This window comes from Candidatus Solirubrobacter pratensis, assembly GCF_000425945.1.
Taxonomy (GTDB): domain Bacteria; phylum Actinomycetota; class Thermoleophilia; order Solirubrobacterales; family Solirubrobacteraceae; genus Solirubrobacter; species Solirubrobacter pratensis.
Window position 1 is genome coordinate 323,372 of sequence record NZ_AUEK01000009.1, and the last position, 18,197, is coordinate 341,568.

Annotated in this window: 17 protein-coding genes; 9 read left to right on the plus strand and 8 right to left on the minus strand. The window is 73.4% G+C overall.

Going from position 1 to position 18,197, the window contains the following annotated elements; genetic code table 11:
• Positions 1 to 41 precede the first annotated feature (41 nt).
• Positions 42 to 1,349 carry a pyridoxal phosphate-dependent decarboxylase family protein gene (locus tag H958_RS0114965; RefSeq protein ID WP_051324279.1) on the minus strand — a complete coding sequence of 436 codons (1,308 nt, stop codon included), beginning with the start codon at positions 1,347 to 1,349 and terminating at the stop codon, positions 42 to 44.
• Complete coding sequence (locus H958_RS37505; RefSeq protein ID WP_051324280.1) at positions 1,346 to 2,269, minus strand: cation diffusion facilitator family transporter; 924 nt, start codon at positions 2,267 to 2,269, stop codon at positions 1,346 to 1,348. Before H958_RS37505 ends, H958_RS0114965 begins: the two co-directional genes overlap by 4 nt.
• A gap of 36 nt (positions 2,270 to 2,305) precedes the next feature.
• On the opposite strand from H958_RS37505, the gene H958_RS0114975 reads away from it, so the two are divergent.
• A complete protein-coding gene (locus H958_RS0114975) occupies positions 2,306 to 3,262 on the plus strand; it encodes a 4-hydroxy-3-methylbut-2-enyl diphosphate reductase (protein WP_037410154.1) in 957 nt (318 codons plus the stop codon).
• 23 nt (positions 3,263 to 3,285) lie between these two features.
• Here the strand turns inward: H958_RS0114975 and H958_RS0114980 are convergent, their stop codons facing one another.
• Positions 3,286 to 4,431: a CaiB/BaiF CoA transferase family protein gene (locus H958_RS0114980; protein WP_028059266.1), complete on the minus strand. Its 1,146-nt coding sequence runs from the start codon at positions 4,429 to 4,431 to the stop codon at positions 3,286 to 3,288.
• A 25-nt stretch (positions 4,432 to 4,456) separates the two neighbouring features.
• Here H958_RS0114980 and H958_RS0114985 point away from each other — a divergent pair, with 25 nt between their 5' ends.
• Positions 4,457 to 5,557: a metallophosphoesterase family protein gene (locus H958_RS0114985; RefSeq protein ID WP_156027997.1), complete on the plus strand. Its 1,101-nt coding sequence runs from the start codon at positions 4,457 to 4,459 to the stop codon at positions 5,555 to 5,557.
• 1 nt (position 5,558) lies between these two features.
• On the opposite strand, the gene H958_RS37510 is transcribed toward H958_RS0114985, so the two are convergent.
• Complete coding sequence (locus tag H958_RS37510; RefSeq protein WP_037410155.1) at positions 5,559 to 6,299, minus strand: thioredoxin domain-containing protein; 741 nt, start codon at positions 6,297 to 6,299, stop codon at positions 5,559 to 5,561.
• Between the two features lie 121 nt (positions 6,300 to 6,420).
• Here H958_RS37510 and H958_RS0114995 point away from each other — a divergent pair, with 121 nt between their 5' ends.
• The 3 genes from H958_RS0114995 to H958_RS0115010 all read left to right on the plus strand — a co-directional run bounded on the left by H958_RS0114995 (position 6,421) and on the right by H958_RS0115010 (position 8,972).
• Positions 6,421 to 7,134: a hypothetical protein gene (locus H958_RS0114995; protein WP_156027998.1), complete on the plus strand. Its 714-nt coding sequence runs from the start codon at positions 6,421 to 6,423 to the stop codon at positions 7,132 to 7,134.
• Between the two features lie 67 nt (positions 7,135 to 7,201).
• Positions 7,202 to 8,533 carry a hypothetical protein gene (locus H958_RS0115000; RefSeq protein WP_028059269.1) on the plus strand — a complete coding sequence of 444 codons (1,332 nt, stop codon included), beginning with the start codon at positions 7,202 to 7,204 and terminating at the stop codon, positions 8,531 to 8,533.
• A 178-nt stretch (positions 8,534 to 8,711) separates the two neighbouring features.
• Positions 8,712 to 8,972 (plus strand): hypothetical protein, encoded by a 261-nt coding sequence (locus tag H958_RS0115010; RefSeq protein WP_028059270.1) that lies wholly within the window; start codon positions 8,712 to 8,714, stop codon positions 8,970 to 8,972.
• Here H958_RS0115010 and H958_RS47555 read toward each other — a convergent pair.
• The 4 genes from H958_RS47555 to H958_RS0115030 are packed head-to-tail and all read right to left on the minus strand — an operon-like array spanning position 8,939 to position 14,055.
• Positions 8,939 to 11,848, minus strand: coding sequence for a DEAD/DEAH box helicase family protein (locus H958_RS47555; protein WP_037410156.1), 2,910 nt, complete (start codon positions 11,846 to 11,848; stop codon positions 8,939 to 8,941). The genes H958_RS0115010 and H958_RS47555 overlap by 34 nt on opposite strands.
• A complete protein-coding gene (locus H958_RS0115020; RefSeq protein ID WP_028059271.1) occupies positions 11,845 to 12,447 on the minus strand; it encodes an SCO family protein in 603 nt (200 codons plus the stop codon). The genes H958_RS47555 and H958_RS0115020 overlap by 4 nt, the downstream gene beginning before the upstream one ends.
• A 10-nt stretch (positions 12,448 to 12,457) precedes the next feature.
• Entirely contained in the window at positions 12,458 to 13,090 is a 633-nt protein-coding gene (locus tag H958_RS0115025; RefSeq protein ID WP_028059272.1) for a response regulator, read from the minus strand.
• The gene (locus H958_RS0115030) at positions 13,087 to 14,055 is read right to left on the minus strand and encodes a sensor histidine kinase (RefSeq protein WP_028059273.1); all 969 of its coding nucleotides are present in this window, start codon (positions 14,053 to 14,055) and stop codon (positions 13,087 to 13,089) included. The genes H958_RS0115025 and H958_RS0115030 overlap by 4 nt, the downstream gene beginning before the upstream one ends.
• A gap of 122 nt (positions 14,056 to 14,177) precedes the next feature.
• On the opposite strand from H958_RS0115030, the gene moeB reads away from it, so the two are divergent.
• From moeB to H958_RS0115050, 4 genes are all read left to right on the plus strand, one after another.
• Complete coding sequence (gene moeB / locus H958_RS0115035; protein ID WP_028059274.1) at positions 14,178 to 15,359, plus strand: molybdopterin-synthase adenylyltransferase MoeB; 1,182 nt, start codon at positions 14,178 to 14,180, stop codon at positions 15,357 to 15,359.
• Positions 15,360 to 15,379: 20 nt separating this feature from the next.
• Entirely contained in the window at positions 15,380 to 15,658 is a 279-nt protein-coding gene (locus H958_RS0115040; RefSeq protein WP_028059275.1) for a ubiquitin-like small modifier protein 1, read from the plus strand.
• Positions 15,659 to 15,686: 28 nt separating this feature from the next.
• Positions 15,687 to 16,766, plus strand: coding sequence for a hypothetical protein (locus H958_RS0115045; protein WP_028059276.1), 1,080 nt, complete (start codon positions 15,687 to 15,689; stop codon positions 16,764 to 16,766).
• Positions 16,767 to 16,944: 178 nt separating this feature from the next.
• Positions 16,945 to 18,147 carry an ROK family transcriptional regulator gene (locus tag H958_RS0115050; RefSeq protein ID WP_028059277.1) on the plus strand — a complete coding sequence of 401 codons (1,203 nt, stop codon included), beginning with the start codon at positions 16,945 to 16,947 and terminating at the stop codon, positions 18,145 to 18,147.
• The last annotated feature ends 50 nt before the right edge of the window (positions 18,148 to 18,197 follow it).

Genomic DNA, 18,197 nt, shown 5'->3' on the forward strand with positions numbered 1-18,197 from the left:
CCCAGCGGCCCCCGCGAAGTGCGCGCCCCGAGCGCGGCGCCCTACGCCGCGAGGATCGCCTCCGCGGCGCGCTCGATGTCCTCGCTCGTCGTCGGCCAGCCCGAGACCGAGATCCGCAGCGACGGCCGCCCGCGCCAGACCGTCCCGCTCGCCCACAGCGTCCCTTCGTCCTGGATCGCCGCGATCCGGTCCTCGGGCAGGTCGACGACGACCTGGTTGAGCACGACCTCGTTGCGGATCTCCAGGCCGCCGTGCGCGAGCAGCGCGGCCATGTGCGCCGCGTGCTCGCAGCAGCGGTCGACGAGCTCGCCGAGCCCGTCCCGGCCGAGCGCGCGCAGCGCGGCGTAGACCGCGAAGCCGCGCGCGCGGCGCGACGACTCCGGCACCAGGGAGGCGGGCTCGCGCCGCCCGGATGCGATCAGATACGCGGCGGTGAGCGCGAACGTGCGCGCGTGCGCCTCGCGGTCGGCGACGATCGCCAGGCCGCTGTCGTACGGGACGTTGAGCCACTTGTGCGCGTCGACCGCCCACGAGTCGGCGCGCTCGGCGTCGCGTACGAGCCCGCGACGCGCCGGGCTCGCCGCCGCCCACAGGCCGAAGGCGCCGTCGACGTGCAGCCACACGTTCTCCCCGCACGCGTCGGCGATCGCGCCGAACGGGTCGAACGCGCCGGAGTTCACGTTGCCCGCCTGCGCGCACACGATCGCCGGGCCGTCGACGCGTGCCAGCGGGCGAGCGTCGATCGCGCCCTGCCCGTCGACCGGAACCCGCCGCGGCTCCCCGAGGCCGAGCATCCGCAACGCGCGGAAGATCGTCGTGTGCGCCTCCTCGCCGACCACGACGTCGATCCGCGGCGCCCCGTTGAGCCCGTCGCGCGCGACGTCCCAGCCGGCGCGCCGCAGCACCTCGTCGCGCGCGACGGCGAGGCAGGTGAAGTTCGCCATCTGCGCGCCGGTGACCATCCCGACGCCCGCGCCGGCGGGCAGCCCCAGCACGTCGAGCAGCCAGCCCGCGGCGACCTCCTCGGCCACGGCGGCGGCCGGGGACGTCGCATACAGGCCGGCGTTCTGGTCCCACGCCGCGGTCAGCCAGTCGGCCGCGAGCGCCGCGGGCAGTACGCCGCCGGTCACGAAGCCGAAGTAGCGCGGACCGGGAGACGCGACCAACCCCGGCTCCACCGCCGCGACGAGGTCGTCGATCACCGTCGCGGCGTCCACGCCTTCGGCGCTCAGCGCGATCCGCAGGGCCTCGGGGTCGGCGACGGCGCCCGCGTGTCGCTCCGGCAGCCCCTCGAGGAAGGCCACCGCATGCTCGCTCGCGCGCGCGAGCAGGTCTGCGTCCAGGATCATCGGCGGACTCTACGCGGGGTCGGATCGAGGAACACCTCGCCGACCTCGGCCACCGCCTCGTGCAGCTTGTCGTCGAGCTCCTCGGCGAGCGCCTCGACCTCGCCGGAGTCGAGGCCGTCGGCGACGTCGAAGCGCGCCGCCACGAGCAGGGAGCCGGGGCCCATGACCATCGTCAGCAGCTCCTCGAGCGAGTCGACCCGCGGATCCTCATCGAACACGCGCGCGAGCGCCTCGCGCTCCTCCGGCAGCGCCCCCTCGCCGATCAGCAGCCGCCGGGTGTCGCGCCCGAGGGTGAAGGCGACGATCGCGAGCAGGACGCCGATCGCGATAGACGCCATGCCGTCGTAGACGACGTCGCCGGTGATCTGCGCGAGCCCGAGCCCAGCCGCCGCGAGCACGACGCCGGCGACCGCGGCGCTGTCCTCGAACACGACGGTCTTGGTGGTCGGGTCCCGGCTCACGCGGATGTGATGCCCGAAGCTGCGCTGCTTGGCCTGGGCCTCGCCGCGCGTCTGGCGCGCGGCGCGGATCAGCGAGGAGCCCTCGAGCACGAGCGCCAGCGCCAGCACCGCGAAGGCGATCCCGGCCCCGCCCTCCTCCGAGCCGCCCGCGACGATCCGGTGCACGCCCTCGTAGACCGAGAACACCGCTCCGGAGACGAAGATGAACACGGCCGCGAGGAAGGACCAGAAGAAGCGCTCCTTGCCGTAGCCGAACGGGTGCGAGCTGTCGGGCTCGCGGTCGGCCCGGTTCAGGGACGCCAGGAGCAGCAGCTGGTTGGTGGTGTCGGCGACCGAGTGCGCGGCCTCCGCGAGCATCGCGCTGGACCCGCTGATCAGGCCGCCCGCGAGCTTGGCGATGCCGATGCCGGCGTTGGCGGCCAGCGCGACGTAGACGGTCTTGTGGCTCTCCGAGGCCATCGCGCGTACCTACCCGGTCTCCTACACTCGGAGTCGATGGCTCCCGAGAAGCTCCTGCTGGCCGCGCCGCGCGGGTACTGCGCCGGCGTCGACCGGGCGGTCCAGACCGTCGAGCGCGCGCTCGAGCTCTACGGCGCGCCGGTCTACGTCCGCAAGGAGATCGTCCACAACAAGCACGTCGTGGCGCAGCTGCGCGATCGCGGCGCGGTCTTCGTCGAGGAGCTCGACGATGCGATCCCCGAGGGCGCGATCACCGTCTTCTCCGCCCACGGCGTCTCGCCAGCCGTCCACGCCGAGGCGCGGCAGCGCAACCTGCGCACGATCGACGCCACGTGCCCGCTGGTCACCAAGGTGCACCGCGAGGCGCTGAAGTTCGCGTCCGAGGGCTACACGATCGTCCTGATCGGCCACGCCGGCCACGAGGAGGTCGAGGGCACGATGGGCGAGGCGCCCGAGCACATCGTGCTCGTCGAGTCCGAGGAGGACGTCGACGCGCTCGAGGTGGAGGACCCGTCCAAGCTGGCCTACATCTCGCAGACGACGCTGTCGGTCGATGAGACGCGCACGATCATCGCGCGCCTGCGCGCCCGCTTCCCGAGCATCGTCGGCCCGCGCACCGACGACATCTGCTACGCGACCACCAACCGCCAGTCGGCGGTCAAGCAGATGGCCGCCGAGTGCGACCTCGTGCTCGTGATCGGCTCGCGCAACTCGTCGAACTCCAACCGCCTGGTCGACGTCGCCCGCGACGCCGGCGCCGCGGCCTACCTGATCGACAACGAGGAGCAGGTCCAGGACGAGTGGCTCGAGGGCGTGCGCGTCGTCGGCATCTCCTCGGGCGCGTCGGCCCCTGAGGAGCTCGTCGGCCGCCTGGTCGCCTTCTTCCGCCTGCGCGGCGTGCAGGACGTCTCGGAGTTCGAGGTCATGCGCGAGGACGTCCGCTTCATGCTCCCGAAGCAGATCCGCCAGGCGCTCACCGCCGCCGAGGCGTAGGCCGCCGCGCGCGACCGCCGGCGTCAAGCGCCGCGAGCGAGCCAGGCGCGCAGGTCGTCGCCGTGCTCGTCGAGCGCGGGGGGCGCGCGACGGATCGGCGGGCGCTCGCCGTCGAGCCGCAGCGGCGGGCGGATCAGCGGCAGGCCGCCGTGCTCCTCGGTCGGCTCCATCCCGAGGCGCTCGGCCAGCGCGAACGCCTCGTCGACCTCGTTGACGAAGCCGGCGGGGACGCTCGCCGCCTGGAGCGTCTCGATCCAGTGCTCGGCGGGGCGCTCGCGCAGGACGGCGTTGAGCGCCTCGGCGAGCGCGTCGACGTTGGCGACGCGCGCCTCGTTGCTCGCGAAGCGGGGGTCGGCAGCCAGCTCGGGCAGGCCGACCGCCTCGCACACGCGGGCGAAGAGGCGGTCGTTGGCGGCGGCGATCACGATCGGGCGGTCGGCGGCCTCGTAGAGCTCGTAGGGGACGATGCTCGGATGGCGGTTGCCGCCCCGCTGCGGGCGCACGCCGCCGGCGACCCACGCGGTCGCCTGGTTGAGCAGCGTGGTCAGCGCGCTGTCCATCAGCGAGACCTCGACGTGGCGGCCGCGGGCGGTCCGCGCGCGCTCGACCAGGGCCGCCTGGATGCCGTTGGCGGCGAGCAGCCCGCAGACGAGGTCGACGACGGCGGTGCCGGCCTTCAGCGGCGGGCGGTCGGGCTCGCCGGTGACCGCCATCAGCCCGCCCATCGCCTGCAGCAGGAAGTCGTAGCCGGGCAGCCCCTTGGCCTCCGGGGCGGTGCCGAATGCGGTCACCGAGCACGAGACGAGGCCCGGGTTGGCCTTCCGGAGCGTGTCGCCGTCGAGGCCCCAGGACGCCATCAGGCCGGGGCGGAAGGACTCCACCAGGACGTCGGCGCGCGTGGCGAGCGTGCGGGCGAGCCGGCGGTCGCCCTCGTCGGTCAGGTCCAGCGCGACCGAGCGCTTGTTGCGGTTGAGCGCGAGGTAGTAGGTGCTGACCTCGTCGCGCCACGGCGGGCCCCAGGCGCGCGTGTCGTCGCCGCCGTCCGGCCGCTCGACCTTGATCACGTCCGCGCCGAGGTCGCCGAGCAGCATCGCGGCGAGCGGCCCGGCGAGAACGCGCGAGAAGTCGGCGACGAGCAGCCCTGCGAGCGGTCCTTCGGCATCCGGCACGGTGGCGCACGCTAGCGTGCGCCGCGTGCGGACCCTCGTCATCTCGGACCTGCACCTCGGGAAGGCGGCGGGAACGGACCTGTTGCGGCGGCGCAAGCTGCGCGCGCCGCTGATCGAGGCGCTCGATGGGGTCGACCGGCTGGTCGTGCTCGGCGACGGGCTCGAGCTGCGCGAGGCGCCGCACCGCGACGCGGCCGCCGTCGCGGCGCCGCTGTTCCAGGAGGCGGGCCACGCGCTCGGCCCCGACGGCGAGATCCTCGTGGTGGGCGGCAACCACGATCACGGGCTCGTGGCCGGCTGGATCGAGTCCCGGCTCACGGTCGAGCCGGCCGGCTTCCTCGGGCTCGAGCAGCGCTTCGCGCCGCCGGCGCCCTTGGCGGAGCGGCTCGCCGAGGCGGCGCGGCCGGCGCGGCTGGAGCTGGCCTACCCCGGCGTCTGGCTGCGCGACGACGTCTACGCCATCCACGGCCACTACAGCGACCTGCACGCGACGGTCCCGACGTTCGAGCGCGTCTTCGCGGGGGCGATGGCGCGCTGGGTGGTCTCGCTGCCCGAGTCGGGCGCCACGCCGGACGACTACGAGGCCGCGCTCTCGCCGCTGTACGCCTGGATGCACGCGCTGACCCAGCGCGCCGACCACGCGCGCATCAGCGCGGGGGCGGGCGCCTCGGCGCGGACCTGGACGGCGCTGACGTCCGCCGAGCGCCACCGCCACCCGCTGCGCATGGCCGCGCTCGGAACCGGCTACGTGGCGGCGGTCGCGGGGTTGAACGCCCTCGGCCTCGGGCCGCTGGACCGCGACCTCTCACCGGCGGCGCTGCGGCGCGGGTACCTGCGCGGCATCCGCGAGGTGGTGCGGCGCCTTGACGTGCGCGCCGCGCATGTGATCTGGGGCCACTCGCATCGCGCCGGCCCGTTCCCGGGCGACGACGCGTCCGAATGGCGGGCCGGCGGCGGCGCGAGGATCTGGAACACCGGCTCGTGGGTCTACCAGCCGCATTTCCTCAAGGGCGCGGCCGGCGCCTCGCCCTACTGGCCGGGCTCCGCCGTCCTGGTCGAGGACACCGGGCCGCCGCGGCTGCTGCGACTGCTCGCCGAGCGGCGCCATGAGGACCTGCGGCCGTGACTCACGCCAGGCCGGGGGTGAAGCACGTGGCGTGCACCGTGACGCCCTCGCCGGCGGCCAGCTCCAGCTCGCCCGAGACGCTGCGCTCGTGCTCCACCAGCGCGACGCAGCCGGGCTCGCGCACCTCGATCTCGCGCCCGTTCGCGACCAGCGTCCCCGCGCCCGAGACGACCGCCCACACCGCCCCGGCCTCGTACGGGCCCGAGTACGCGCCCGGCTGATCCGCGGTCTGCGCGACCAGCAGCGCGTCCGGCTCGTCCTCCGGGCGCACCGGCGCGACCACGTCGCCGCTGACGCCGAGCAGCGCCTGGATCTCGCGCTCGGTCTCCGCGTACGCGCCTTCGCCGTAATGCAGCGAGTGCAGCGACAAGTCCGGGTCCCAGAGGTACCGCGCCGGCCATCCCTCGTTGCCGTACAGGTCCCAGATCTGCAGCTGCGTGTCGATCGCCACCGCCCAGGGGATCTCCAGCCGCGCGACGGCGTCGCGCACGAGCGCGTCGTCGCGCGACGGCGGGAACGCGCCGGTGTGGACGCCGATCACGCGCAGGCCGTCGTCCTCGTAGCGCGAGTGCCACGCGCGCAGGTACGGCAGCGTGCGGAGGGAGTTGACCCGGCAGAAGTCCCAGAACTCGACCAGGACGACCTTGCCGCGCTGCTGGTCCATCCGCAGCATGGAGACGTTGACCCACGGGACGTCGCGCGGGAAGGGCGGCGCGGAGATGCTCGGCGTGTCTGCACGCATGAAGCCGCGATGGTAGAAGCGAAACCTTTGGGCTGTTGACGTGTTGTTGACGTGGCGCGCGGTCGGAGACCGTGTCGCGGCCCTGTCCAGGGACCTGAACGTCATCTCGGAGGAGTTGTCCTTGCGCAAGTCGTACATCGCCGCGGGTGCCGCGGCGCTCGCCCTCGGTGCCGCCGGCATCGCTCAAGCCCAGACGTCGACGTCGACCGTGAAGGTCTCGTTGTCGCCCAACAAGGCGGGCTCGAAGTCCAAGCCGAAGGCGAGCACGCTCAAGCTCACGGTGACCAACACGCTCACCAAGCAGACGGCGGCCTCCCTGAAGATCACCGGTCCGAGCCAGCTGACGCTGTCGACCAAGGACTTCAAGAAGTGCTCGGCCGGCAAGCTCCAGGCCGACGGCCCGTCCGCGTGCCCGAGCGGCTCGCAGGTCGGCCCGAAGGCGATCGCGCACGCCCTGGCGAACGTCAACGCCGCGGCCCCGCCGCAGGTCGCCTTCGAGGTGACCCCGTTCGCCACCGGCTCGAAGACGATCGGCTTCTACCTCAAGCTCCAGGGCGGCGACATCACCGGCCTCGCGGTCGGCACGATCTCGGGCCACGGCCTGACGGTGAAGATCCCCGAGACCCCCGCCCAGCAGTACCCGAAGGGCGTGTTCAACGGCCTGGTCGACCTCACGGCCAACCTGTGGGTCAAGAGCGGCAAGAGCGTCGCCAAGCTCACCGGCTGCCCGTCGTCCAAGAAGCTGACCTTCAAGAACACCATCGGGTTCGTGCCGAATCCGAACGCGCCGGCGAGCGCGACGTCGACCGCGTCGGCGACCGTCGCCTGCAAGTAGCGATTCAGGAGAAGGCCCCGCCCACCCCCGCGTCGGCGGGGCCTTCGCCGCTCCTAGACTCGCGCCGGTGATCCTCTTTGCGCATGGGATCGTCGGGCGCGCCGACCTCCCCATCCCCGTGTCGCTGTTCGCGGCCGCCGCCGCGGCGGTGCTCGTGGTCTCGTTCGCCGCGCTGGCCGCGGGCTGGTCGCAACCGAGGCTCCGGCGCCTGCGCGGGCGCGCGCTCTTCGCGCTCCCGCGCGTCCTGGAGGTCTTCCTCGGCGGCCTCGGCGTCTTCCTCTTCGCCCTGACCGCGTACGCGGGCCTGGCGGGGACCGACGCGCAGAGCGAGAACCTCGCGCCGACGGCCGTCTACGTCGGCTTCTGGGTCGCCGTCCCGTTCGCGTCGCTGCTGTTCGGCGACGTGTGGCGCGCGATCAGCCCCTGGCGGGCGGTCGGCCGCGCCGTCGGCTGGGTCGGCGCGCGCTTCGGCGAGCCGCCCGAGGCGCTGCCGTATCCCGCGCGCGCCGGTCGCTGGCCCGCCGCCGCCGTGATCTTCGGCTTCGCGGTCTGCGAGCTGTGCTGGGCGTCCGCGACCGAGCCGGGGACGCTCGGGATCCTGATGCTCGCCTACTTCGCCGCGATGCTCGTCGGGATGAGCATCTACGGCGTCGAGCCGTGGGTGCGCTACGCCGACGGCTTCGGCGTGCTGTTCGGGCTGATCGGCTCGCTCGCCCCGCTCGGGCGCCGCGAGGACGGGCGGCTCGTGCTGCGCGTGCCCGGCACCGGGACCGCCAGGCTGGCGCCGGTGATCGGTGCGGCCGGCGTGCTGCTGGTCTCGGTCGGCTCGACCGCGTTCGACGGCGCGAAGGAGGGCGCGCTGTTCAACAACCTCGCGATCGACCTCCAGGACGCGTTCCACTCGATCGGCCTGCCGCTCTCCACCTCGCTCGAGCTGGGGTTCATCATCGGCCTCGCCGCGGCGATCGCGATCGTCTCGGTGATCTGGACGCTCGGCATGCTCGGCACCGGCAGCCTCGCCAGCGCACGCGCCTTCGCCCACACGCTCGTCCCGATCGCGGCGGGCTATCTGGTGGCGCACTACTTCTCGCTGCTCGCCTACAACGGCCAGGACCTGTGGCGGCTGATCAACGACCCGCTCGGCCGCGGCAGCGACCTGTTCGGCGGCGCCGGCCGCTCGATCGACTACAGCGTGATCACCGCGACCGGCATCTGGTACGTGCAGGTCGGCGCGCTCGTCATCGGCCACGTCGCCGCGCTGATCCTGGCCCACGACCGGGCGCTCGAGCGCTACGGTTCGGCGAGCGCCGCGACCCGCTCCCAGGTCGTGATGCTGATGCTGATGGTGGCGTTCACCTGTCTCGGACTCTGGCTCCTCTCGGCCGCGCTGAACACGTGATCGTCTTCGCCCACGCGGGCCACTGGCTCCCGCAGCTGCTCTACCTCGCGCCCGTCCTGGTGATGCTGGGGGCGGTTGGCTGGGGAAAGCTGCGCGAGCGCCGGAAGAAGCCGTAGGTCCGAATCGGCACACTCGAAGAGGTGTTGGAGCCGGGGGATCGGGAAACCCTCCGGCCACGATGAGCAGCCACGAGCTCAAGACCCTTCTCGACGACGTGCCCGACACACTCGAGATGGTGCTGCGGCGGGAGCCCCGCCGGCCGCTGGAGATCGAGGCCTGGCGGGACGCGGGCGACGAGGCCCTGCACGCGTTCGCCGACTGGTGCGCCAAGCCCGGGGACCGCTCGGCCTACGCCGTGTACCGCGCCGCCCAGGACCGCGAGGACGCGGCCCAGGACGCGCTGTGTCACACCCACACGTCGCGCAGCAGCGTCTCGTAGCCGCCGTCCTCGGCGGCCGCCTCCGCGCGGGCCTCGCGCCCTTCCTCCGAGCGCTGCGTGAAGACCAGCCTGCCCGGCCCGACCTGCTTGCGCCAGGCGCGCGCGAAGGCCTCGGCGCGCTCCTTGTCGCGCGCGAGATCCGCGGGGACCGGGTGCAGGCGCTCGTCGAACGGCGGCTTGCGCGCGAGCACCCGTCCGAGCAGCGCGGCGCCGCCCACGGAGGGATCGGCCAGCGGCCGCCCGATCAGGTAGCGCGGGGCGTCTGAGACCCCCACCAGCTCCTCCAGGGCGGCGGCGAAGCGCCGCGCCTCGTCCGGCGCCGCGGCCGTCAGCTCGCAGCGCAGGAAGCCGGCGGCGCGCGGCTCGATGCGCAGCGAGCCGGCGGCCTCGGGCGTCAGCTCGCCGAGGTCACGGTAGGCGCCGGCGACCGCCCGCGCCGCCGCGTCGAGCGGGAGCACGAGCGGGATGCGCCGCTTCGTACGGCCGAGCCGCAAGCCGGCCCAGCCGAGCCCGGCGGGAGCCAGCACGAGGCCGGCCAGCAGCGCCGGGGCGGCCGCGACGCCGGCGACGCCGAACGCCAGCGCCCCGCCGAGGCCGGCGGCCAGCGGCACGCGCTGGGAGAGCGGCAGGGACGGCGCGGTGTGCCCGTCCGCCGCCTCGCCGGCCCTCGTCCCGGCGCGCCGGAGCAGCAGGCTGGAGAGCTCGACCCCGCGGTAGGGCGTGCCGACCTTCCAGCGCTCGCGCGCGCCGGCGCGGTCGGCGGCGCGCGCCACCTGCTCGCGATTGAGCGCGGCGAAGCGCTCCACCGCCGGCGGCGCGAACGGCCCCAGCTCCGGGTGCACGTGCGAGGGGCCGGCCTCGATCTCGCCGTCCTCGGCCGGCGCGAAGAGATGCAGGTGCTTGCGCACGAAGCGCTCGTAGTCGGCGCTCCCGCGCACGAGGTCGGGCGCGATGCAGACCACGTCCCAGTTGGAGGCGACCTTCTCGCCGTCGTCAGGATCGAGCCGCAGCGAGCGGCCGCGCATCTGCTGCACCGACACGCCGGTGGTCGCGACCGAGAGGTCCACGAGCACGTTCAGCGGCGGGCAGTCCCACCCCTCGCCGAGCATCGCGCGCGTGCCGACGAGCACCGACGTGGTGCCCTCGGCGAGCAGCCGCGTCGCGAGCTCCACCCACGCGCGCGGGACCCATTCGGCGCCGGAGGAGCGCAGCGAGACGAGCAGCCCGTCGGTCTCGGCCTCCCACTCCGGCAGCGTGAAGCGATCCTCGGCGTCGGCCTTCAGCGCCTCCAACAGCACCTCGGCGTCGGCCGGCGCGCAGCGAAGCCCGCGGCCGGACACCAGCAGCGGGCGCATGGCCGCGCTGCGCGGGTCGGCGGCGATTGCGAGCAGCGCATGGCGCGCGCTGCCCGCGGCGGGATCGAGAACGCCGGTCAGCGCGTCGTCGGGCCGCTGCGATGCCAGTTCGGCGTCGGTGAGCACGAGCGCGCGCAGCGCGTCGCCGCGGGCGTCCGCCTCGGCGGAGAGGACCTCGACGAGCCCGAGCGCCTTGGCCTGCGAGCCGGTCATCAGCCGGTCGACCTCCGACGCGCCGCGCCGGATCCCCTGGCGCGTCAGCTGGAAGCCGAGCTCGCGCAGCGCCGCCGCCACCGCCTCGTAGCGGGCGCCGGCGTGCCGCGCGCCGTTGGGCGCCAGGCACCGCAGCGCGTAGTCCTCGAGCAGCACGAGCCAGTCCTCGAGATCGGGCGCCCGCCGGTAGGACTCGCCCCGAGGCGCGCCGGCCGGCAGCCCCAGACCGGCGCTCGCCAGGAACCGCACGCCGGCGCGCGCGAGCGCCGGGTGGTCGCGCTGGAACGCCTCCCAGGGCACCTCGGCCTCGTCGCCGGCGGCGCGCTTGCGGTCGCGCAGGCGCTGGAGCACCCACGCCGGGAACGCGACGTCACTCTCGGCGTCCTCGTGCAGCGCCGTGATCAGCTCGCGGAAGCGCTGGTCGTGCTCGGCCAGCCACGCGCGCTCGGCGGGCAGCGGCTCGGTCAGCCAGGCGAGCTCCTGGAACGGCGCGAGGTGCCCGTCGCGCACGACCGCGGGCGTGGGGACGGTGAAGTCGACGGGGCCGAGCAGCGAGTCGTAGAGCTCGCGGTCGTCCTCGGACAGGCTCACGGGCGGCGTCGCGGTGAGCCCGATCACGTGCACGCCGTCGGGCAGCTCGTCGAGCACGGCGCGCACGACGTAGCCCCACAGCGAGGCGAGGTGGTGGCACTCGTCGAGCAGCACGACGCCGACGCCGAGGCTCGCGAGCGTGCTCACCCGCCCGCGCGCGGTCTCCGAGAGCAGCTCGCGCAGCTCCACGCCGGCGTGCTCGCCGCGCGCCACCTCGCGCTTGAGCGCCGCGGAGATGCGCTTGAGCTCGCGCGCGCGGCGGTCGGCGGCGGCGCCCTCGAAGGCCTCGCCTTCGAGCAGCGCCTCCTGCGGCGTCATGCCGGTGGCGGCCGCGCGCTGGTCGGCCCAGCGCGACTGCGCGAGCCGGCCGAGCAGGATCTCCGGGTCCTCGAGCTGGCAGAGCGCCTGGTAGGAGAGGCAGGCGATCCGCTTGGTGACCTCGGCGCCGGCGATGTCGGCGGCGTCGCGCCGCGTCCTGGTGAACTGCGAGACCGCGCGCGGCCACTGCTGCTGGATCGCCTGGTTGGGCGCCAGCACGAGCGCCCGCTTGCCGACGCGGCGGATCAGCTCGACGCCGAGCAGCGTCTTGCCCGAGCCGGGCGGCGCGACGATGTGGGTGCTCGTGCTCCCGTGCTTGAGGTCGCGCTCGAACGCGGCCAGCGCGGCGCGCTGGTAGGGGCGCCACTCGCCCGAGAACTGCAGGTCGTCGAAGCTCACCGGTCGGCGAGCTTCGCCACGTCGTGGCCGAGCCCTTCCGGCGTCAGGTGATCGAAGGGAAAGCCGATGCGCTGCATGCCCTTGTCATCGGCCAGGACGACATGGGCTGAATGCTCGAGCGCGTTGCTCTGCGGCTGGATGCCGAACGCCTTCCAGACCGGCTGCAGCTCGGCGCGGGTGCCGAGCAGGAAGTGCATCCGCCCGGTCATGCTCTGCGCAAGCAGGAAGGTCTTGGCGAGCTTGGGGGTGTCGGTCTTGGGGTCGACGGACACGCCGACGACGTTGACGTCGGCGTGCGTGTCGTCGATCGCCTGGCGGATCGTCTGCACCTGCGCCGGACACGTGTCGCGGCACGTCGAGTAGACGAACGCGTACACGGTCGGCTTCCCGCTCAGCGAAGCCGAGCTGACCGTCTCGCCGTCCTGGTCGCGCAGGCTGAACTGCGGCACGGAGAGGCCGGGGGGCCGGATCGCGCCGGCCCAGCCGTTGGTGACGTCGACGCCGTCGCCGCCACCGCTCATCCCGAGCGACGCCCCGATCACCGCGGCGATCGCGCACACGGTCAGCGCGGTGATCGCGAGTCGCAGGCGCGCGGGCACCTGGTCAATGCTAGGCCTCCGTCAGCCCGCGCCGGATGGCGTATCGCACAAGCTCCACGCGGTCGCGCATGCCGAGCTTGCGCAGCAGGTTCGCGCGGTGCGACTCGACGGTCTTCTCGGCCAGGTGCAGCGTCTCGGCGATCTGCTTGTTGGTGTGCGCCTCGGCGATCAGCTTCAGCACCTCCTGCTCGCGCGGGGAAAGGGGCTCGTCGGGGCCGGACGCGTCGTCGCGCATCCACTCGCGCACGACCGTGCGCTCGACCGCGTTGGTGAGGAACGTCTCGCCGCGGTGCACGGCGCGGATCGCGTTCAGCAGCGCCTGGTCGACCTCGCGCTTGAGCACGTAGCCGGATGCGCCCGCCTTCAAGGCGTCGAAGACGTAGCGCTCGTCGTCGTGCATCGACAGCGCGAGCACCTGCGTGTCGGGCAGGTGCGCGCGGATCTGGCGCGCCGCCTGCAGGCCGGTCATGCGCGGCATCGAGACGTCCATGACGCACAGGTCCGGACGCGTCTGGAGCGCCTGCTCGAAGGCCTCGACGCCGTCGCCGGCCTCCGCCACGACCTCCATGTCGGGTTGCCGCTCGATCAGCAGCTTCATTCCGCCGCGCACGATGCCGTGGTCGTCGGCGATCAGGATCCTCATGTAGCTCCCATGGTGAGTTCGATGGTCGTCCCCTCTCCAGGGGCGCTGAAGACGTTCAGGCGGCCGCCGACCAGCAGCGCGCGCTCGCGCATGCCGGAGACGCCGAGGCGCGATCTCCCGTTGCTGCCGGAGACCTTGAAGCCGCAGCCGTCGTCGCGGACGCGCAGCACGGTGCGGCCGACGCTCGAGAGCTCGACGCGCACGGTGCTCGCCCCCGAGTGCTGCACGACGTTGCTCAGGCTCTCCTGCGTGACGCGGTAGAGCACGAGCTGCTCCTCGTCGGACAGCTCGGGCGGCGCGCCGTGGCGGTGGAAGGTCGAGCGGATTCCGGTGCGCTCGCCGAAGTCGGCGACCTGGCTCGCGAGCGCGGGGACGAGGCCGTGGTCGTCGAGCGCGGTCGGCCGCAGCTGGCGGGCGAGCATCAGCAGCTCCTCCATCGCCTGGGTCGCGAGCGTCTGGATCTCCTTGAGCTCGGACCGCAGCCCGGGCGGGACGTCGAGCGCGGCGGCCTGCAGGCGCAGCAGGATCGCGGTGAGCGCCTGGTTGACCTCGTCGTGGAGGTCCTGCGCGATGCGCGCGCGCTCCTCCTCCTGGGCGCGGATGACGGCGCGGCCGGACTCGCGCCGCTCCTCCTCCAGGCGGGCCATCATGCGGTTGAAGTCGGCGGTCAGGCGCTCGACCTCGGTGGCGGCGCCGGCGGGGGCGGCGGCGCGCTGGCCGGGGCGGCTGAGGTCGACGCGCTCCATCGTGTGCAGGAGGCGCTCGAGCGGGCGCAGGCGGCGGCGCAGGAGCAGGGAGTTCAGCAGCACGGCGCTCGCGATCGCGAGGCCGAGCAGCAGCATGCGCTGGAGCTCGAACACGTCCTGGAAGCGCCCGCGGGCGATCAGCGCGGCGACGATCGCCGTGCCGGCGACGAGCGCCGTATTGACCGCGAGGACCTGCGTGAGGAGCGTGCGCGTGCGCATTCCGCGACGTTCATCGGCAGAAGCGGACGCCTGTTTGACCCCGGCCGAGACCCCAACCTGGACGGCGCTATCCTTCCTGAAGTATTGGAAACCCGATCCGCTTTCCGAAGGACACTGATCGCATGAGCCCGTCCGGGGCGGAGGTCATCCGCCGCATCAGAAGCCAGATCGACGAGCTGGACCCCTCCGAGGTCAAGGCCCTCAACGGCGAGGCCGTGCTCCTCGACGTGCGCGAGAGCGAGGAGTGGGACGCCGGTCATATCCCCGGCGCCAAGCACGTTCCACGCGGCTACTTGGAGTCACGCGTCGAGGGCGTGATCGGGAGCGATCGCGACCAGCGCGTCGTGATCTACTGCGCCTCCGGCCAGCGCTCCGCGCTCGCCGCGAACACGCTCAAGGAGCTGCTCGGCTACGAGAACGTCGCGTCCATGAACGGCGGCATCACGCTGTGGAAGGACCGGGGCTACGACGTCGAGGTGCCGGTATCGCTCAGCAAGGAGCAGCGCGAGCGCTACTCGCGCCACCTGCTCGTGCCGGAGATCGGGCTCGAGGGCCAGACGAAGCTGCTCAACGCCAAGGTGCTGCTGCTCGGCGCCGGCGGGCTCGGCTCGCCGACGGCGCTCTACCTCGCCGCGGCCGGCGTCGGCACGCTGGGGATCGTCGACGACGACGACGTGGACCTCTCCAACCTGCAGCGCCAGGTGATCCACACGACCGACCGGATCGGGACGCCGAAGGTCGACTCCGCCGAGATCTCCGTCAAGGCGATCAACCCGGACGTCGACGTCGTCAAGTACCAGACGCGCCTGGACGCCTCCAACATCATGGAGATCATCGACGGCTACGACGTGATCGTCGACGGCGTCGACAACTTCCCGACGCGCTACCTGCTCAACGACGCGACGGTGCGGCTGGGCATCCCGGTCGTGAGCGCCTCGATCCTCGGGTTCGACGGCCAGCTCTCGGTCTTCAAGCCGCACGACGGCCCCTGCTACCGCTGCCTCTACCCGGTGCCGCCGCCCGCCGAGCTGGCCCCGTCCTGCGGCGCCAACGGCGTGCTCGGCGTGCTGCCCGGGACGATGGGCCTGCTGCAGGCGACCGAGGTCGTCAAGCTGATCGTGGGCGCGGGCGAGCCGCTGATCGGGCGCCTGCTCCTGTACGAGGCGCTCGGCGCGACGTTCACGGAGCTGAAGGTGCGCCGCGATCCGCAGTGCCCGGTCTGCTCGAAGGACCCGTCCGAGATCTCCGACGAGGAGATGGGCGTGTTCCCCGACTACGAGGCGTTCTGCGCCGCGGCCGGCTAGCGCTAGGGTTCCCGACCGCAATGGCGACGATCAAGATCCCACCCGTGCTGCGCCCCTCGGTCGGCGGCGAGAAGGAGGTGCAGGCCGGCGGCGGTGACGTCGGTGCGGTCCTGCGCGCGCTCGCCGAGCAGCATCCCGCGACCCAGGAGCAGCTGTTCGGCGCCGACGGGTCGCTCAACCGCTACGTGAACGTATACCTCAACGACGAGGACGTGCGCGTGCTCGACGGCCTCGACACGTCGGTGGCGGAATCCGACACGCTCGTGATCCTGCCGGCCATGGCCGGCGGCAGCGCATAGGCGGGGCCTGACCGGTACCGTCGCGGCCGTGGCGACGACTCCGACGCTGCGGCCGCTCGGCGTAGGCGAGATCCTCGACGCGGGGATCAAGCTCTATGTGCGCCACTGGAAGCCGCTGATGCTCTGCGTGGCCGGCATCGCCCTGCCGGTGCAGATCCTCGCGGTGCTGGTGATGGCCTCGATCGACTCGAGCTCGCTCGACACGTTCCGGTCGGGAGCGGCGCCGAGCAGCGGCGACCAGCTCAACTGGGCGGAGGCGGCCGCGTTCATCGGCATCGCGATCGCCACGGGGCTGGGCACGTTGCTCGCGACGGCCGCGTGCTTCAAGGCGGTCTCGGACGCGTGGCTCGGCGCACGACCTGAGGCGGGCCGGTCGCTGCGCTTCGGCGCGCGCCGGCTGCCGGCGCTGATCTGGCTCTCGATCGTGATGGGCGCCGGCCTCGTGCTCGCGTTCTTCGCGCTCGTCCTCCCGTCGATCTGGCTGTTCGTCTCGTGGTCGCTGGCCGTGCCGGCGCTGCTGTTCGAGCGCGTCGGCGCGTTCACGGCGATCCGGCGCTCGTTCGCGCTCGTGCGCGGGCGCTGGTGGCCGACGTTCGGAGCGCTGCTCGTCGGGTACCTGCTCGCGAGCATCGTCGCGGGGATCGTGCAGTTGGTGCCCGAGGGGATCGCGAGCGCCGTGGCGAGCGACAGCGTGGTCGCCGATGCGATCGCGGCGGTCGTCGGCGGGACGGTCAGCGCGATGATCGCGACGCCGTACACGGCGGCGATCCTGACGCTGCTCTACTTCGACCAGCGCGTGCGCAAGGAGGGCTTCGACCTGCAGCGGCTTGCCGACGGTCTCGGTACGCCGCCGCCCGGGTGGGTCCCGCCCGACGCGCCGCCTCCGGCCGAGGAGCGGCGGTGGTGGCAGGACGCGGAGCCCGCCCTGCCGCCCGGCGAGTCCGCGACGTACGGGGGCGGGTTCGCGCGACCGCAGCCGCCGGAGACGTCTCCGCCCCCCGAATCTCCGCCCAGCTCTGAATCGCCGCCCGCGGGCACGGCCCGTCGCGATCGCAGGCGGGCGGACTGGCTTCCCCCCGAGGCTCCGCGGGGGCCCGGCGGGCTGTGATGAGTCGGCGCCGCCGCCGCCCGCAGGCGCGTACTCGAAAGGCCCCGGCGGCCGCCAACGACGTCGTCGCGCCCGTCTCGGCCGGTCCCTGACGCCCGCCGAACGGTCCGACTCCGCACCCCCAGTTCGTTCGAAGAATTGACAAACCGCTCGACATCAGGTCCAATGCCCCGCGTCCATGCCCCAGGGTCGTGCCGGTTCACTCGAGTCGCTGAGGAGGCTTAATCGTCTGCGCGTCATCCACGCGCTCCGCGATGAAGGCCAGATCTCGCGCGCCGAGATCGCGCGCCGCACCGGGCTGTCGCGCTCGACGGTCTCGAGCCTGGTCGCCGACCTCCAGGCGGACGGGCTCGTCGTCGAGCGCCCGGAGCCCGGCTCCGCGCACGGTGCCCAGGGCGGCAGGCCGCCGATCCTGCTCTCCTTCGACGCGTCGGCGGGCGCCGCGGTCGGGATCGACTTCGGCCACTCGCACCTGCGCGTCGCCGTGTCGGACCTTGCGAGCACGATCCTCGCCGAGCGCAAGCTCCCGCTCGACACCGACCACGACGCCCAGCAGGGACTCGAGCTCGCGGCCGAGATGGTCGCGGACGCGCTGTCGGACGCCGGTGTGCAGCGCACCCAGGTGATCGGGGCGGGCATGGGGCTCCCGGGGCCGATCGAGCAGAGCGCGGGCACCGTGGGGTCGAGCGCGATACTCCCCGGCTGGATCGGCATGATGGCGGCGTCGGAGATGCGCCGGCGGCTCGACATCCCGGTGATGGTCGACAACGACGCGAACCTCGGCGCGCTCGCCGAGGCCGCGTTCGGCGCCGGACAGGACGCCGGCGACCTCATCTACCTGAAGGTCTCGTCTGGTATCGGTGCGGGCCTGATCCTCAACGGCCGTCTGTACCGTGGCAGCTCGGGGCTCGCGGGAGAGCTCGGCCACGTGCTCGTGGACCCCGACGGCATCGTCTGCCGCTGCGGCAACCGCGGCTGCCTGGAGACGGTCGCGGCGACCGGCGCCCTGGTGGACCTGCTGCGCCGCTCGCACGGCGACGAGCTGACCGTCGACGCGATGCTCGAGGCCGCCCGCGGCGGAGACCTCGGCTGCCGGCGCGTGATCCACGACGCGGGCCGCGCGCTGGGGCAGGTCGTGGCGACGCTCTTGAACGTGCTCAATCCCGAGTTGCTGGTGGTGGGCGGCGACCTGGCCGGCGCCGGCGACCTGCTGCTCGACGGCATGCGCGAGTCGGTCGGCCGCGCGGCGCTGCCCGAGGCGGCCCGCCGGGCCGACGTCGTGGGCGGCGTCCTGGGCGACCGCGCGCAGGTGCTCGGCGCCCTCGCGCTCGTCGTCTCGGAGGCCGACCGGACGTTCCCCACGCGGTTGGTCGCGTCCTAGTCTTCGTTCGGAACCAGAAGCAACGCTCAGCGATTTCCCCGAAGTTCGTC

Bases quoted from the DNA above. Each gene is read 5' to 3' on its own strand.
- H958_RS0114965 (WP_051324279.1), bottom strand. From the start codon at position 1,349: ATGATCCTGGACGCAGACCTGCTCGCGCGCGCGAGCGAGCATGCGGTG.
- H958_RS37505 (WP_051324280.1), bottom strand. From the start codon at position 2,269: ATGGCCTCGGAGAGCCACAAGACCGTCTACGTCGCGCTGGCCGCCAAC.
- H958_RS0114975 (WP_037410154.1), top strand. From the start codon at position 2,306: ATGGCTCCCGAGAAGCTCCTGCTGGCCGCGCCGCGCGGGTACTGCGCC.
- H958_RS37510 (WP_037410155.1), bottom strand. From the start codon at position 6,299: ATGCGTGCAGACACGCCGAGCATCTCCGCGCCGCCCTTCCCGCGCGAC.
- H958_RS0115010 (WP_028059270.1), top strand. From the start codon at position 8,712: ATGAGCAGCCACGAGCTCAAGACCCTTCTCGACGACGTGCCCGACACA.
- H958_RS0115025 (WP_028059272.1), bottom strand. From the start codon at position 13,090: ATGAGGATCCTGATCGCCGACGACCACGGCATCGTGCGCGGCGGAATG.
- H958_RS0115030 (WP_028059273.1), bottom strand. From the start codon at position 14,055: ATGCGCACGCGCACGCTCCTCACGCAGGTCCTCGCGGTCAATACGGCG.
- moeB (WP_028059274.1), top strand. From the start codon at position 14,178: ATGAGCCCGTCCGGGGCGGAGGTCATCCGCCGCATCAGAAGCCAGATC.
- H958_RS0115040 (WP_028059275.1), top strand. From the start codon at position 15,380: ATGGCGACGATCAAGATCCCACCCGTGCTGCGCCCCTCGGTCGGCGGC.
- H958_RS0115050 (WP_028059277.1), top strand. From the start codon at position 16,945: ATGCCCCAGGGTCGTGCCGGTTCACTCGAGTCGCTGAGGAGGCTTAAT.